Below are 16,106 nucleotides of genomic sequence, written 5' to 3' on the forward strand. Positions count from 1 at the left end.
CTTGTCGGATACCGCTTAGTTCAACAAGAGACTGTCATCTGCCAGCTCTTCACCACGCACTTTGGAGAACATATCCAACAAGTCTGGTACTTGCATGTTAGCGCGCTGCTCTCCAGCCACATCAAGCACAATTTCACCTTGGTGAAGCATTACGGTCCTATCGCCACATGCTAATGCGTCTTTCATCGAATGCGTCACCATCATCACGGTTAAATCGAACTCATCGACAATACGTTTAGTTAAGTCGATAACAAACGCCGCCATACGAGGATCAAGCGCAGCCGTGTGTTCATCAAGCAACAACAACTTACTCTCCGATAACGTCGCCATCACAAGGCTAACGGCTTGTCGTTGTCCACCAGACAGCAACCCAATGCTATCGCCCAAGCGGTCTTCTAAACCAAGACCGAGGATGCTAATTCGCTCTTGGAACAGCTTGCGACGTTTGGTAGAGAGCGCCAACCCCCAGCTGCGTTTTTTACCACGCATGTGCGCTAGAGCCATGTTCTCTTCTATCGTCAGTTCACCACAAGTCCCGGCCAATGGATCTTGAAACACTCGGGCGCATTGCGTTGCACGTTGGGCAACCGTCTGCTTGGTGACGTCTTTGCCATCAATGATCACCTGACCACCTATCATCGGCGTCTCACCTGTCACCGCACCAAGCAACGTCGATTTTCCTGCGCCATTAGAACCAATCACGGTAAGAAATTGATGCTCTGGAACCTCTAAAGAGACGCCTTTCAATGCACGATTTTCCAAAATCGTCCCTGGGTTGAACGTGACCTGAATGTTATTTAGTTCGATCATAATGCCTCCCCAGAACCATTTTTTGATGCCGCTTGTTTAGCATCAGTAACGCGTTGTTTCGCTCTCATGCTCTGTTTTAGCTTTGGAGCAATAAGCGCCACAGCCACCAATACTGCGGTAACCAGGTTGAGGTCTGAAGCTTGTAAACCAAACATGCCAGAGCTCAAAGCGAAAGCCACTGCAAGGCGATAAAGTACCGAACCGATGATGACCGCAAATACCGCAACCCAAATCTTGCGCCCGGGAATAAGGGTCTGCCCCAAAATCACAGCTGCCAAACCAACGACAATGGTGCCCACGCCAGAGGTCACATCCGCAAAGCTGTTCGTTTGTGCAAACAACGCGCCTGCGAATCCCACAAACCCGTTGGATAAAGCCAAGCCAAAGTAGGTATAAAAGCCAGTGCTCGCCCCTTGCGCAGAAACCATACGCGCATTCACACCCGTGGCTCGTAAACCAAGACCAAAGTCGCTGTTCAGCAGGCGAATGACAAAGAAAGCGGACAGAAGAACTAAGACCCCAACAACCAGAGGGCGAATAAACATCGCATCGCCCAATGCTTCAAACGGAGTGAGAATAGTATCCTCTCCAAGCAACGCCATATTAGGTTTGCCCATAATACGAATATTAATTGAAAATGCAGCGATCATGGTAAGAATGGAAGCTAACAGGTGTAAAATACCACACCGAACAGCCAGAAAAGCGGTTACCCACCCCGTCATACTACCAGCTATCATCGCCATTATTGTCGCAAGCCAAGGATTAATACCTGCGACAATCGCCGTTGCAGCTACCGCAGCTCCCATTGGAAAGCTGCCATCCACACTCAAATCGGGGAAATCGAGAACACGGAACGTAAGATACACACCCAGAGCGACTAGGCCATAAATCAAGCCAATTTCGAGTGCACCAAAAAAAGCAAATGCAGACATAACTGCTCCTTTCTGCATGCTCAGGCTGGCTAATACCAACCTGAACTTAAGACTTCTAACGTATACTCCCCTTCTTCTCTAGCAGAATGCTTTACACGAGAAATCTGGCGAGTATCAATTTTGGGGCAAGCCTCTATCAACCAACGTGACAGGCTTAACCCCAAAAAGCGTTACTTATTGCATGCTTGTCGCACGTTCAATCACAGAACTTGGCAGCTTGATACCGAGCTTAGATGCTGCGCTTTCATTAATTACAAGGTCAGAGCCCGTCGCGACTTTTACATCCAGCTTGCCTGGTTCTTGACCATCAAGAATCGCCGCCACGTAATCCGCGGTTTGTACACCAACCTGGTAGTAGTCAAAACCTAAGCCTGCAATTGCACCCTTTTCGACATACGACGTCGCGCCACCAAATACAGGTTTCTTCGCTTGATTCGCTGCCACAATCATCCCTTCAATCGCACTTGCAACTGTATTGTCTGTTGGGGCGTAAAGAATGTCTGATTTCGCTGCAATCGCTTGAGTCGCAGACTGAACATCAGCACTTTTTAGTGCGGTCGCTTCAACCACTTGTATGCCTTTTGCTTTTGCGCTTTCTTTTAGTAATTCAACTAAAGTCACGGCATTAGCTTCACCGGGATTAAATACAACCCCGATGCTTTTCACCTGAGGAAGAATTTCTTGGATGAGATCGACATGCTGAGCAACGGGTGAAAGATCAGACAGGCCAGTTACGTTTTTGCCTGGTTGTTCCATCGACTTAACCAATTTCGCACCAACCGGATCTGTTACCGCAGTAAAGACAACAGGAATAGAGCGAGTAGCCGACACCAAAGCTTGTGCCGAAGGTGTCGCGATGCCAACTAACACATCAGGATTTTCACCGACGTACTGACGGGCAATTTGCACCGCAATCGCTGGATTACCCTGTGCGGTCTTATAATCAAATTCTAGATTTTTGCCTTCTTCGTAGCCTTTCGCTTTCAAACCATCAAGTAACCCTTGGCGCGTCGCGTCTAACGCCGGGTGTTCGACAATCTGTGAAACTGCGACAGTTGCAGTGGCGGCCAGTACATTGGTAGAAGAGAAAATAGCAGTAGCTGATAGAACGGCGGTGGCTAATAAACGTTTCGTTTTCATCATAACTCCTTGATGTGACTTCGTCCTTGTTTCACGAGCTTTCAATATGTGTATCGACTCGTGAATTCAAATGTTTGAAGGCGGTATTGTTGTGTTCGTATAACTGTGCACTTCTTGCGCATCTTGTTTTTATTATTACTACTAAGTCTTAGTAAAGAAAAGAAAGATTTAACACTAAAGCAACATTTGTGATCGGGGGGACTTCTTCATCCGGAAAGAATCTTTGGCAAACAAAGCTTCGCTCGCTTCATCAACGACCGTCAAAGTAGGTAATAGAGGCAGGATCAAAAATGGAGCGGCCAGTGCACACTCCATTTCAAACAATTTAAATTAGAACCAACGCTCTAATGACGATTTATCGAGCTGGCGAAACGCTCGGTTCAATATTATCGCAAGCTCTTTGTAACGAGGGCGAGCTTTGACAGGCTCTAATGCAAAACCTGTTTCCACAATTTTTTGATGCAACTCCCGATACCAAGAGGCCAAAGAAGGCGGCAATTTCGTGTTGGACCGAGCACCAAGCCACCAAATGCCTTGAAGTGGCAAGCTAATCGCAAACAAGGCGACAACAATGGATTGAGGTAAAGCGTGGTAATTGTTGAATGCCATTTGAGTGAGTACGCTGATCGCAGCAACAGCTGGCATGACTTTAATGCCAAAGCGAGTCGCCTTAATGATACGCTGTTCCGGAAATATGGCGCTTAGCTCTTTACGAACCGGCCAGATCTCCATGTAATTCTGGCCATCTTTCAGGCTATGGATCAATCCGACTTTATTACTCATACCGCTCTCTCACTAAAAAATAGTTGAACATTTCAACTGAAGGTACAAAAAATTGATGAAAGTTAATATTCTTTCAAATTTTTTTTGTTATCATTGCTTATTATCGCTATCCTTTGCAGACCCTCAATCTCATTGTTGCTGTTATTTACAATTTAAGCAACTCCGAGATATCTATCTGCACGGATCGCATCATAGTGATGGAAGGGTTCATCACTATTTCTTTATATGGAATTAGAACAATTTTTGACCAGGATTAGTACGCAGCCTTCTGGGTATCGGCTATTCTTGTGATTAATTTTTCATTCTTTAACTGATTTTTTATCAGACGAATAACAGGTAGTCATACATGTCTAAGCTAGTTTTAGTTTTAAACTGCGGTAGTTCTTCTCTTAAATTTGCCGTTGTTGATGCCGAGAACGGCGACGAGCACTTGTCAGGTCTTGCTGAGTGTCTTCACCTTCCTGAAGCTCGCATCAAGTGGAAACTTGATGGCAAGCACGAAGCTCAACTAGGCAATGGTGCAGCTCACGAAGAAGCACTAGCGTTTATGGTAGAAACTATTCTTGCTTCTAAGCCAGAGCTTAAAGCTAACCTAGGCGCAATCGGTCACCGTATCGTTCACGGCGGCGAGCAGTTCACTCAATCTGCACTAATTACTGATGAAGTTCTAAAAGGTATTCAAGACGCTGCAACATTTGCACCTCTTCATAACCCTGCTCACATCATCGGTATCGAAGCGGCTAAGAAAAACTTCCCAGAGCTGAAAAACGTTGCTGTATTTGACACTGCGTTCCACCAAACTATGCCTGAAGAGTCTTACCTATACGCTCTTCCATACAACCTATACAAAGAACACGGTATCCGTCGTTACGGCATGCACGGTACTTCTCACTTGTTCATCACTCGTGAAGTTGCAGGCCTACTAAACAAACCAGTTGAAGAAGTAAACATCATCAACTGTCACCTAGGTAACGGCGCATCTGTATGTGCGATCAAGAACGGTCAATCTGTAGACACTTCTATGGGTCTTACTCCACTTGAAGGTCTGGTAATGGGTACTCGCTGTGGCGACATCGACCCTGCTATCGTCTTCCACCTACACGACGCTCTAGGTTACTCTGTTGATCAAATCAACACGATGCTAACTAAAGAGTCTGGTCTTCAAGGTCTAACTGAAGTGACTTCTGACTGTCGTTTCGTTGAAGACAACTACGGTCAAAAAGAAGAAGCAACACGCGCAATGGACGTGTTCTGCCACCGTCTAGCTAAATACGTTGCTGGCTACACTGCTTCAATGGAAGGCCGTCTAGACGCAATCACTTTCACTGGCGGTATCGGCGAGAACTCTGGCCCTATCCGTGAAATGGTTCTAAACCGTCTTGGCATCTTCGGTATCGAAGTAGATAGCGAAGCTAACCTTAAAGCTCGCTTCGGCGGCGAAGGCGTTATCACGACTGAAAACAGCCGTATCCCTGCAATGGTTATCTCTACTAACGAAGAGCTAGTCATCGCTGAAGACACTGCTCGCCTGACAGGTCTTTAATTGAATTCCTGGCTAGCCACTCGGCTAGCCAGATTTTCATTCAAACGAATTTCTTAGGGGCTCAACTCCTATTCTTCGAGCTTCATGGAATAAGAGTTGAGCTTTTATCCCCCAAATAGCTAAAGGTACTCTACGAATGTCTCGTACTATTATGCTTATCCCTACTAGCGCAGGCGTTGGCCTAACAAGCGTTAGCATGGGTGTTCTTCGCGCTATGGAGCGTAAAGGCGTTAAAGTTTCTTTCTATAAGCCAATCTGTCAGCCACGTTCAGGTGGTGATCAGCCAGATCTGACTTCAACTATCGTTGGTCGTAACAGCGATATGAAGATCGGTGAACCAATGGCGATGTCTGTTGCTGAAAGCCTAATCGGTAACGACAACATGGACGAGCTGCTAGAAACCGTTGTTGAACGTTACAACCAAATCAACAAAGACGCAGACGTTACGCTAATCGAAGGTCTTGTACCTACTCGTAAGCACTCATTTGCAAACCAAGTAAACGCGGAAATCGCGGCAACACTTGGTGCAGAAATCGTGCTAGTTGCGACTCCAGGTACTGATAACCCTGCGCAACTGAAAGAGCGTATCGAAGTAGCATGTTCTAACTTCGGCGGCACTAAAAACAAAAACATCTCTGGTGTTATCATCAACAAGCTAAACGCTCCTGTTGACGAAGCTGGCCGTACTCGCCCTGACCTATCTGAAATCTTTGACGATGCAGACAGCGCGAAACAAAACGAATTGAAAGTGATGGAAATTTTTAACACTTCTCCAATTCGTGTACTAGGTTGTGTGCCATGGAGCATTGATCTGATTGCGACTCGTGCAATCGACATGGCTAAGCACCTGAAAGCAGATATCATCAACGAAGGTGACATCAACACTCGCCGCATCAAGAGCATCACTTTCTGTGCACGTTCTCTGCCAAACATGATTGAGCACTTCAAACCGGGCTCTCTACTTGTTACTTCTGCAGACCGTCCTGATGTTATCGTTGCTGCTTCTCTTGCTGCAATGAACGGTGTGGATATTGGTGCAGTACTGCTAACTGGCGGTTACGATATCCCTAGCGAAATCGAAGGCCTATGTAAACCAGCATTCGACACTGGTCTACCTATCTTCAAAGCACAAGGTAACACTTGGCAAACGTCTCTAAACCTACAGAGCTTCAGCATCGAAGTACCTGCAGACGATAAAGAGCGTATCGAGTTCATCAACGAACACGTTGCTGGCCACATCGACGGTAACTGGATCGAGTCTATGACTGAAGGCACTCAGAAGTCTCGTCGTCTAAGCCCACCAGCGTTCCGTTACCAGCTAACTGAACTTGCTCGTAAAGCAGGTAAGCGTATCGTTCTTCCAGAAGGTGACGAACCACGCACAGTTAAAGCAGCGGCAATCTGTGCTGAACGCGGCATTGCAGACTGTGTACTTCTAGGTAACCCAGATGAAATCCGTCGCGTAGCGGCTCAACAAGGCGTTGAGCTAGGTACTGGTGTAACCATCATTGATGCAGATGCTGTTCGTGAAAACTACGTTGCTCGCCTAGTTGAGTTGCGCGGTGCTAAAGGCATGACTGAAGTTGTGGCTCGTGAGAAGCTACAAGATTCAGTATTCCTAGGCACAATGATGCTTGAGAACGACGAAGTTGACGGCCTAGTTTCTGGTGCTGTTCACACTACGGCGAACACTATCGTTCCTCCGTTCCAAATCATCAAGACGGCACCAAATGCGTCTATCGTATCTTCAGTATTCTTCATGCTTCTGCCTGATCAAGTACTGGTTTACGGTGACTGTGCAATCAACCCAGATCCAACTGCTGAACAGCTTGCTGAAATCGCTATCCAATCTGCTGACTCTGCAGCAGCATTCGGTATCGAACCACGCGTTGCAATGATCTCTTACTCTACTGGTGAATCTGGTAAGGGTGCAGACGTTGATAAAGTACGTGAAGCAACAAAACTGGCTCAAGAGAAACGTCCTGATCTTATCATTGACGGTCCTCTACAGTACGACGCTGCTATTATGGAAAACGTTGCTGCTTCTAAAGCACCAAACTCTCCAGTTGCAGGTAAAGCGACAGTATTTGTATTCCCAGACCTAAACACGGGTAACACAACTTATAAAGCGGTACAACGTTCAGCTGACCTAGTATCTATCGGTCCAATGCTGCAAGGTATGCGTAAGCCTGTAAACGACTTGTCTCGTGGCGCGCTAGTAGACGACATCGTGTACACCATCGCTCTAACAGCTATCCAAGCAGACCAAGAAGCTAAATAATCGCTTCTGACATCTAGTTGGATATAGATACAAAGCCCTCGATTCATCGAGGGCTTTTTCTATTGCTGGCCAGAACACTTATTTGTTTTTTATACCAATCACTGCACAACCTATAATTACTGGTGCGCAAAGCTTTTCTCCCTATCGCCCCACCACACCTAATCGACAATGCTCGCGCTTGTTCTTACACCGATTGACCCATTCCCCAAAATACATTGGCTCCAAGGCAGCACGGCCCCTGTTCAATTTATCGGCATTATTTACGTTTTAGCTAAACTTTTTTGCTAGGAAATACGTAAAAGCTACTGCAATGCACAAACTCATTGACTGCTAAGGAATATATATGAAGGATTTCATCAATACATCACTGATAAAGTTTGGTTTAGCTGCGTTTCTGATTAGTTTTTCTTCATTCAGCTTTTCCGCCTCGAGTATTAAAGGCGTCGATCAAGATATGTCCGGAGGAACGGTGACCGCTGAAATGGCTCATGCTGATGACAATGGGTGGATGGTTGTCCACCGAACAGACGAATCAATGAAGCCTGGTCCTGTTATCGGCTACGCTCCGTTAAAAATGGGAAAGAATGAAAACGTAAATGCAATTTTGATGGAACCAGTAGAATCAGGCGATATGCTGATGTTAATGGTCCACGGAGAGAAAGGTGGCATGAAGACTGGTGTGTTTGAGTATACGCTCGGCGCTAAAGAGGACGGTCCTGTAAAAGTGGACGGAAAGCTAGTGATGGACATCGTACGCGCTAAGTAAGGTGACGATGAATGAAAAAGTAAACTTCCTACTCCCGGTATTTAGATGACACAAAAGTACTTAACGGCATTGCTAACCGTTAAGTACTTTTTCATTTGCGATGGAAGCAGCAAACTAGCCAATCCTTTCTCTTCCATGAGGAGTATTTAGGTCTAAATCAGGCCCTTTTGGTACAACTTGCGTCGGATTAATCCCTGTGTGGCTGAAGTAGTAGTGGCGTTTAATGTGATAGAAATCCGTCGTGTCTTCGACGCCTTCAACTTGATACAACTCTTTTAAGTAGCCTTGTATATTTTCGTAGTCTGCGATGCGCTGCTTGTTACACTTGAAATGCCCCACATACACCGCATCAAAACGAATAAGAGTCGTAAACAAACGCCAATCCGCCTCAGTAATTGTGTTCCCTGCTAAGTAACGATGCGTCGCTAGGTGAGCATCGATTTTATCTAACGCATTAAACAAAGAATCAAACGCTTCTTCATACGCCTCTTGCGTAGTCGCGAAGCCACAACGATACACTCCGTTGTTGACATTCGGATAAACAAAATCGTTCCACTCATCAATAACGTGTTTTAGATGTTCTGGATAGTAGTCGTCGTGATTCCCTGTTAACGCATTGAACTCCGAGTTAAACATACGAATGATCTCTGACGACTCGTTCGACACAATAGTATTGGTCTTTTTATCCCAAAGTACAGGCACGGTTACGCGGCCCGTGTAATCGGGTTTGGCCTGCGTGTAAATTTGATACATGCGCGTGTGACCAAACAATGGCTCAGGAAGCCCCATTTGCCAACCTTGGCTGAGCATATCAGGGCAAACGACCGTGACATCAATATGTGGTTCTAAACCTTTCAGCTTGCGGAAAATGAGGGTTCGATGTGCCCAAGGACAAGCAAGAGAGACATACAAATGGTATCGACCGGACTCTGGCGTAAACTCCGCATCAGGGTCGTTTTTAACCCAGTTACGGAATCCGGCATCTTCGCGCACAAATTTGCCACCATTTGATTTTGTGTCATACCAGACATCTTGCCAAACACCTTCAACCAACTTACCCATGATTGCTCTCCTCTCGTTCTGTTTGTGTCTATATTAGCGTTTCCTATCAAACAGAGAATCATCGAACTTAGGACATCATGTTCAAGAAATTCGAATGTATAAATCAGACACATAAAAAAAGCGCGACCCGATGAAGGTGTCGCGCTTAAGCCCGTCACAGGCTGAATTTATACACTAACGTGTAAACAAGATACCGCGTGAACGTCATTACCTAAAATGGTTGGCTTCGTCTTCGCACACTCTTCGGTTGCTTGTGGGCAACGAGTGCGGAATACACAACCCGACGGTGGGTTGATAGGTGAAGGAAGATCACCCTCTAGCATTTGGATTTTCTTATTGCGCTCAATATCCGGGTCCGGGATCGGAACCGCAGACATCAGCGCACGCGTATATGGGTGCTTAGGATCAGCAAACAGAGCCTCGGCCTCGCCAAGTTCCACGGCATTACCTAAATACATAACTAAAACGCGATCTGAAATGTGTTTAACGACAGACAAGTCATGCGCAATGAATACCAGAGAAAGCCCTAACTCTTTTTGAATCTCTTTAAGTAGGTTAACCACCTGAGCTTGAATAGATACATCAAGCGCCGATACTGGCTCGTCACAAATGATCATCTTAGGCTTAAGGATAAGCGCACGCGCTATCCCGATACGCTGACACTGACCACCCGAGAACTCGTGTGGGTAACGGTTAATCACGTTAGGTAATAGGCCAACTTTCGCCATCATCTCTTTAACGCGATCTTTCACTTCCTGCTTAGACAGTTCTGGATAGAATGTCTCAAGAGGTTCAGCAATGATATCACCAACAGTCATACGCGGATTCAGCGATGCCAATGGGTCTTGGAAAATCATCTGAATTTCTTTACGCGTCTCACGGCGCTGAACGCTTTTCATTTTAGTAAGGTCTTGACCCAACCAAACTACTTGGCCGTCAGTAGCTTCAACCAGACCAATGATGGCACGAGCAAACGTCGATTTACCACAACCTGACTCACCTACTACACCAAGCGTTTCCCCTTCGTATAGTCGAACGTTCACGCCATCTACCGCTTTCAGGCTCGAAGGCTTTGACCACGGCCATGCCGACTTTGAGGCAATGCTGAAGTGAACTTTCAGCTCAGAAATGTCCAGAATTAGTTTTTTGTCTACTGCGTTCATTTGTTCCAAGCCTCCCATTCAGAAAAACATGCACGCTGACGACCATCACCAAATGGTGTCAGAATTGGCGCCTCGCGCTTACAACGATCCATCACACGGTGACAGCGCTCTTGATAAGGGCAGCCCGGCGGTAGACGAAGCAAGTTTGGTGGATTACCAGGAATGGTCGGCAGAATTTCACCCTCAGTATCGAGGCGAGGAATCGCCTTCAGCAGCCCCTCCGCATAAGGATGGCTTGGATTGTAGAAAATTTCGTTTACGTTGCCGTACTCCATAGTACGGCCTGCATACATCACCAGCACCTTGTCACACGAACCTGCAACCACACCAAGGTCGTGCGTGATCATGATGATCGCTGTGTTGAACTCAGATTTCAGCTCATTCAACAAGTCCATGATCTGTGCTTGTACCGTCACATCAAGTGCTGTTGTTGGCTCATCGGCAATAAGCAGTTTAGGACGACATAACAACGCCATCGCGATCATTACACGCTGACGCATACCGCCTGAAAACTCATGCGGGTACATCGTGATACGCTTACGCGCTTCAGGGATTTTTACCGCTTCCAGCATGCGTACTGATTCTTCAAATGCTTCCGCTTTGCCCATGCCTTTGTGCAGCATAAGCACTTCCATCAACTGATCACTCACTTTCATGTAAGGGTTCAGTGATGTCATTGGGTCTTGGAAGATCATTGCGATCTGTTCCGCACGCACTTTGTTCAGTTCTTTTTCCGGTAAGTTTAGGATTTCTTTGCCTTCAAACTTTGCGCTACCAGAAATAATACCGTTCTTAGCCAAAAGGCCCATGATTGCGAATACGGTTTGAGATTTACCTGATCCCGACTCTCCAACGATACCTAAGGTTTCGCCTTGGTTGAGAGAGAAGTTCAAATCGTTTACTGCGGTTACGATACCATCTTGCGTGGTGAATTCGACGCGCAGATCTTTGACATCTAATAAGCTCATCATTGCTTCCTTAATCTTATCTTTTAATTATCTGTCTTTTGGATCCAGCGCATCGCGCAGGCCGTCACCAACGTAGTTGAAGCAGAATAGCGTCACAACCATGAACACTGCTGGGAATGCCAGCTGCCAGATTGCTACTTCCATTGTCTGTGCACCTTCTTGTAGAAGAGCGCCCCAACTTGTCATTGGTTCCTGAACACCAAGACCAAGGAATGATAGGAATGATTCCGTTAGAATCATATTTGGGATAAGCAGCGTAGAGTATACCGCTACAATACCCAGTACGTTCGGTACGATATGACGAGTAATGATTTTCCAGTTGCTTACACCACACACATGTGCCGCTTCGATAAACTCCTTGCTACGTAGACTAAGAGTCTGACCACGTACGATACGCGCCATATCTAGCCATGCGATAGCACCAATCGCAACGAAGATCAGCATGATGTTACGACCGAAGAATGTTACCAGTACAATCACCAGGAACATAAACGGTACCGCGTATAAAATTTCTAGAATACGCATCATTACGCGGTCAACTTTACCGCCGATGAAACCAGATGCTGCGCCGTAGAGCGTACCAATCAGTACCGCTACAAATGCACCCATAACACCTACCATCAACGAAATACGACCTCCAATTAGCGTACGCACGTATAAATCACGGCCTAAGCTGTCAGTACCAAACCAATGGTCAGCATTCGGTGCAACGTGCATCGCGTACCAGTCAGTATCATCAAATGTGTACGGTGCGATCATTGGCAGGATAATAACCGCCAACGTCATTAGAACAAGAAGGAATAAGCTCACCATCGCCGCTTTGTTGCGCATGAAACGGATACGAGCATCTTGCCAAAGACTGCGACCTTCAATCTCCAAGTTTTCGGAGAATTTCTCAATCGCTTCTAGGTTTTCTTTTTTCGTTAACATAACCAAACGTCCCTGTTAGTAGCGAATTTTCGGGTCAATCATTGCAAGTAAAATATCTACAATCGCGTTGAATAGAATGAATAGGAAACCAATCAGAATGGTTACCCCCATTACTAGCGAGTAGTCACGGTTAAACGCAGCGTTAACGAATAGTTTACCAATACCAGGCAGACCAAAAATGGTTTCGATAACAACGGAACCGGTGATGATACCTACGAAAGCTGGGCCCATGTAAGAAACAACAGGGAGAAGTGCCGGCTTAAGAGCGTGTTTGATAATGATATAACGGTAACTTAGACCTTTAGCACGTGCCGTACGAATAAAGTTACTGTTTAGGGTTTCGATCATCGAACCACGCGTGATACGAGCAAAGGTAGCAACATACAGTAGCGACATACCAATAACAGGAAGCACTAAATACTGCCAGCTACCATCTTGCCAACCGCCCGCAGGGAAGATATTCCAATGAAGCGAGAATATGTAGATAAGCGCAGGCGCTAATACAAAGGATGGCATTACGACACCAAGCATCGCAGTCGACATAATGGTGTAATCAATCCAAGTATTTTGCTTGAGCGCAGCAATGGTACCGACGGTAACCCCCATTATCAAAGTAAAGATAAAGGCGATGAAGCCCACTTTAGCCGAAACAGGTAAGGCAACCGCGATCAGCTCGTTTACTGAGTAATCAAGGTATTTAAATGACGGTCCGAAATCACCTTGGATAACATTGGTCAAATACGTGGTGTATTGTTCAAATACAGGTTTATCCAAGCCATATTTAGCTTCGATGTTTGCCATTACTTCGGGTGGCAATGGACGCTCTGTCGAGAAAGGGTTTCCCGGTGCAAAGCGCATAAGAAAGAAAGATACGGTGATCAAAACCAACATTGTTGGGATCGCCTCAAATATCCTTTTTGCGATGAATTTAAGCATAAACTCACTCTTTCAGTCTGTGACAGTTAAATTAAAGAAGTCGTCCAATTCTTTTGGACTAAAGATAGGCGCTACATGCAATTTCTCACATGTAGGGCCTCATTTTTATAGTTCTATCGAGTTACGAATTACTCTGTGATGTAGAGATCTTTAGAGTAAATCTTGTCTTCCGCGTTATTTACTGGGAAGCCACCAACTTTCGGTGATAGTAGACGTGATTTCACGTACTGGTAGATAGGTGCGATTGGCATATCTTTTGCCATCAACTTCTCTGCTTCTAGGTAAAGTGCTTGGCGCTCTTCGTCAGAAGTTGAAGCAAATGCTTTGTTCATGATCGCATCGTACTCTTTGCTGTCGTAGTGAATACCACCAGTAGTGTTATTACTCATCATCAGCGTTAGGAAAGATGAAGCTTCGTTGTAGTCGCCACACCAACCTGCACGAGCAACCTCAAAGTTGCCAGAATCTTTGGTAGATAGGTAAGTTTTCCACTCTTGGTTTTCTAGCGTAACGTCTAGACCAAGTGTCTTCTTCCACATTGAACCCAGTGCAACCGCAAGTTTCTTGTGGTTCTCTGATGTATTGTATAGAAGGTTAAATTCAAGAGGGTTGTCTGCGCCGTAACCCGCTTCTTCCAATAGACGCGCAGCTTCTGCGTTACGCTCTTCTTGCGTCATTTTGCCGTATGCAGGAATTTCTGGGTTGAAACCTGCCGTAATTTCAGGTGTTAGGAAGTAAGCTGGCTTTTGACCTTGACCTAAAATCGCATCGGTCACAATGTTACGGTCAATCGCATAAGAAATCGCTTTACGCACACGAACATCATCAAACGGCTTTTTCTTCGTATTGAAGATGTAGTAGTAAGTACATAAGTTACCGGTTACAGACACTTCTTGTGGGTGCTCTTTCTTCAGACGCTTGAAGTGCTCTGTAGGCAGCTCGTTCGTGAAGTCGATTTCACCCGCTAGGAAGCGGTTCATTTCCGCTACTTGGTTCTCGATTGGTAGGAAAGTAACTTGGTCAAGCGTCGTGTTTTCGTTGTCCCAGTACTGTTCGTTACGTTTTAGAACCAAACGCTCGTTTACAACCCAGTTGTCAACAACATAAGCACCGTTACCTACAAAGTTCTCTGGCTTCGTCCATTGATCGCCGAACTTTTCAACAGTTGCTTGATGAACAGGTTTCACTGTCGTGTGGCCCATCATCATTACAAAATATGGTACTGCAGTATCTAACTCAACCACTAACGTGTGATCGTCAACCGCTTTAACACCTAACTCGCTCTTATCTTTTTTACCCGCAACAATGTCTTTTGCGTTCTTCATCTTGGTGTATTCCATGTACCAAGCATATGGAGAGGCGGTTGCTGGATCGACTGCGCGTTGGAAGCTGTAAACGAAATCACCTGCAGTGACAGGATCACCGTTTGACCATTTTGCGTCTTCACGTAAGTGGAAAGTGTATGTTTTGTTGTCTTCAGTTTCCCAAGATTCTGCAACACCAGGGATAGTGTTACCGTCCGCATCTTGGTTTACAAGGCCTTCAAGAAGATCGCGAATCACGTGGGATTCTGGAACACCTTGAGATTTATGAGGGTCTATTGTCGCAACTTCTGTACCGTTACCACGCACCAATTCTTGAACAGCAGCAAGTTTTGGCTCTTTAGAATCAGATTTAGCTTCAGGGGCTGGAGCCGGAGCAGGCTCAGCAGCTTGTTTCTCCGCAGGCTTTTCACCACAACCAGCTAGAGCGAGAGAAAGACCAGCACCAATAAATAAAGCGCGCGTGATTTTATTCTTATACATGCGTAAAACTCCAAATTTTTTCGTTAGCATCCATGACTTCTTTGTAAGGGCCTGGAACGGTCAGAGTTTTAGATTTTTTTAGTGCACTTTCTGAGCACAAAAGTCTAAAACCTTACAAAGACTGCGGCACACATTAGCAATCATTGAAGTAATTTGCCATAAAAATGTAGCAAAAAAACCAATAATGCTGACTAAACCACACATATCTAGCAGTAAACTCTAACCCCAAAGCATTCACCAGCCAAATAAAGACCAGAAGCGACATTTAACAGGCGAAACTTTCGATTAATCTGAGTTTAAACCATTTACTAGCATCTTATGCTAGATATTTACACATCATTTAACATTTATGACAAATCAAGTCTAACAAATAATTGTTTATATATTGGGCAAAAAACTTTTATTGTGAAGAATATCACCAGACAAAAGATAGGAAATATTGAAACAAAGTGAGCAATACAATGAAGATAAATACAAAAAAAGCTAAGTACCATTAGCACTTAGCTTTTTTCACTAGAATGCGGGTTAGTTCTATTTTTCCCAACGCTGTGCAGCTTGATGATCGGTGTCGCGCGACTCAACCCAACGATCTTCATTCGTCGTACGCTCTTTTTTCCAAAATGGAGCTTGGGTTTTCAGATAATCCATGATGAACTCGCACGCATCAAATGCCGCGCCGCGGTGCGCACTGGAAACGCCCACAAATACAATTTGATCACCGCTATCCATGTCTCCGACGCGATGAATCACGCGTACACCTAATAGTGGCCAGCGAGACTCAGCTTGATCGCAAATGTCGCTCAAGCTCTTCTCTGTCATCCCCGGATAGTGCTCTAGATGTAAACCAATCACATTATCCCCAAGGTTCATATCTCGAACTTTACCAACGAATGTAACGACAGCGCCGGCAGCCGTCCCTTCAGATAGACGTTGATATTCTTGCTCAACCGAAAAGTCTTCAATTTGTACAGAAACACGAGAATCCAT

Annotated in this window: 14 protein-coding genes; 3 read left to right on the plus strand and 11 right to left on the minus strand. The window is 45.5% G+C overall.

The window, feature by feature from the left end; genetic code table 11:
- Positions 1–15 precede the first annotated feature (15 nt).
- The 4 genes from H9L11_RS01610 to yfbV all read right to left on the minus strand — a co-directional run bounded on the left by H9L11_RS01610 (position 16) and on the right by yfbV (position 3,665).
- Entirely contained in the window at positions 16–810 is a 795-nt protein-coding gene (locus H9L11_RS01610; protein ID WP_005387275.1) for an ABC transporter ATP-binding protein, read from the minus strand.
- A complete protein-coding gene (locus H9L11_RS01615) occupies positions 807–1,742 on the minus strand; it encodes an ABC transporter permease (protein ID WP_012841584.1) in 936 nt (311 codons plus the stop codon). Before H9L11_RS01615 ends, H9L11_RS01610 begins: the two co-directional genes overlap by 4 nt.
- 174 nt (positions 1,743–1,916) lie before the next feature.
- Complete coding sequence (locus H9L11_RS01620; RefSeq protein WP_005380811.1) at positions 1,917–2,882, minus strand: ABC transporter substrate-binding protein; 966 nt, start codon at positions 2,880–2,882, stop codon at positions 1,917–1,919.
- Positions 2,883–3,212: 330 nt separating this feature from the next.
- Positions 3,213–3,665, minus strand: a complete 453-nt coding sequence (gene yfbV, locus H9L11_RS01625) for a terminus macrodomain insulation protein YfbV (protein WP_005380809.1) — start codon at positions 3,663–3,665, stop codon at positions 3,213–3,215.
- Positions 3,666–4,011: 346 nt separating this feature from the next.
- Here yfbV and H9L11_RS01630 point away from each other — a divergent pair, with 346 nt between their 5' ends.
- From H9L11_RS01630 to H9L11_RS01640, 3 genes are all read left to right on the plus strand, one after another.
- On the plus strand, positions 4,012–5,208 hold the full coding sequence (locus H9L11_RS01630) for an acetate kinase (RefSeq protein ID WP_005380807.1): 1,197 nt from the start codon (positions 4,012–4,014) through the stop codon (positions 5,206–5,208).
- Positions 5,209–5,344: 136 nt separating this feature from the next.
- Entirely contained in the window at positions 5,345–7,489 is a 2,145-nt protein-coding gene (gene pta, locus H9L11_RS01635; protein ID WP_205390962.1) for a phosphate acetyltransferase, read from the plus strand.
- 343 nt (positions 7,490–7,832) lie between these two features.
- Positions 7,833–8,255 carry a hypothetical protein gene (locus H9L11_RS01640; protein ID WP_005387269.1) on the plus strand — a complete coding sequence of 141 codons (423 nt, stop codon included), beginning with the start codon at positions 7,833–7,835 and terminating at the stop codon, positions 8,253–8,255.
- A 114-nt stretch (positions 8,256–8,369) separates the two neighbouring features.
- On the opposite strand, the gene H9L11_RS01645 is transcribed toward H9L11_RS01640, so the two are convergent.
- The 7 genes from H9L11_RS01645 to moaE form a co-directional block, all read right to left on the minus strand.
- Complete coding sequence (locus H9L11_RS01645) at positions 8,370–9,317, minus strand: glutathione S-transferase family protein (protein ID WP_042523110.1); 948 nt, start codon at positions 9,315–9,317, stop codon at positions 8,370–8,372.
- Positions 9,318–9,484: 167 nt separating this feature from the next.
- On the minus strand, positions 9,485–10,498 hold the full coding sequence (oppF, locus tag H9L11_RS01650; protein ID WP_005387265.1) for a murein tripeptide/oligopeptide ABC transporter ATP binding protein OppF: 1,014 nt from the start codon (positions 10,496–10,498) through the stop codon (positions 9,485–9,487).
- Positions 10,477–11,448, minus strand: a complete 972-nt coding sequence (locus H9L11_RS01655; protein WP_005380792.1) for an ABC transporter ATP-binding protein — start codon at positions 11,446–11,448, stop codon at positions 10,477–10,479. Before H9L11_RS01655 ends, oppF begins: the two co-directional genes overlap by 22 nt.
- Positions 11,449–11,475: 27 nt before the next feature.
- The gene (oppC, locus tag H9L11_RS01660) at positions 11,476–12,378 is read right to left on the minus strand and encodes an oligopeptide ABC transporter permease OppC (RefSeq protein WP_176311099.1); all 903 of its coding nucleotides are present in this window, start codon (positions 12,376–12,378) and stop codon (positions 11,476–11,478) included.
- 15 nt (positions 12,379–12,393) lie between these two features.
- The gene (gene oppB / locus H9L11_RS01665; protein WP_005380786.1) at positions 12,394–13,314 is read right to left on the minus strand and encodes an oligopeptide ABC transporter permease OppB; all 921 of its coding nucleotides are present in this window, start codon (positions 13,312–13,314) and stop codon (positions 12,394–12,396) included.
- Positions 13,315–13,442: 128 nt separating this feature from the next.
- Entirely contained in the window at positions 13,443–15,119 is a 1,677-nt protein-coding gene (locus tag H9L11_RS01670) for an ABC transporter substrate-binding protein (RefSeq protein WP_017633862.1), read from the minus strand.
- 531 nt (positions 15,120–15,650) lie between these two features.
- Entirely contained in the window at positions 15,651–16,106 is a 456-nt protein-coding gene (moaE, locus tag H9L11_RS01675; protein ID WP_017821374.1) for a molybdopterin synthase catalytic subunit MoaE, read from the minus strand.

Source organism: Vibrio sp. sp1 (assembly GCF_016920955.1).
Taxonomy (GTDB): Bacteria; Pseudomonadota; Gammaproteobacteria; order Enterobacterales; family Vibrionaceae; genus Vibrio; species Vibrio alginolyticus.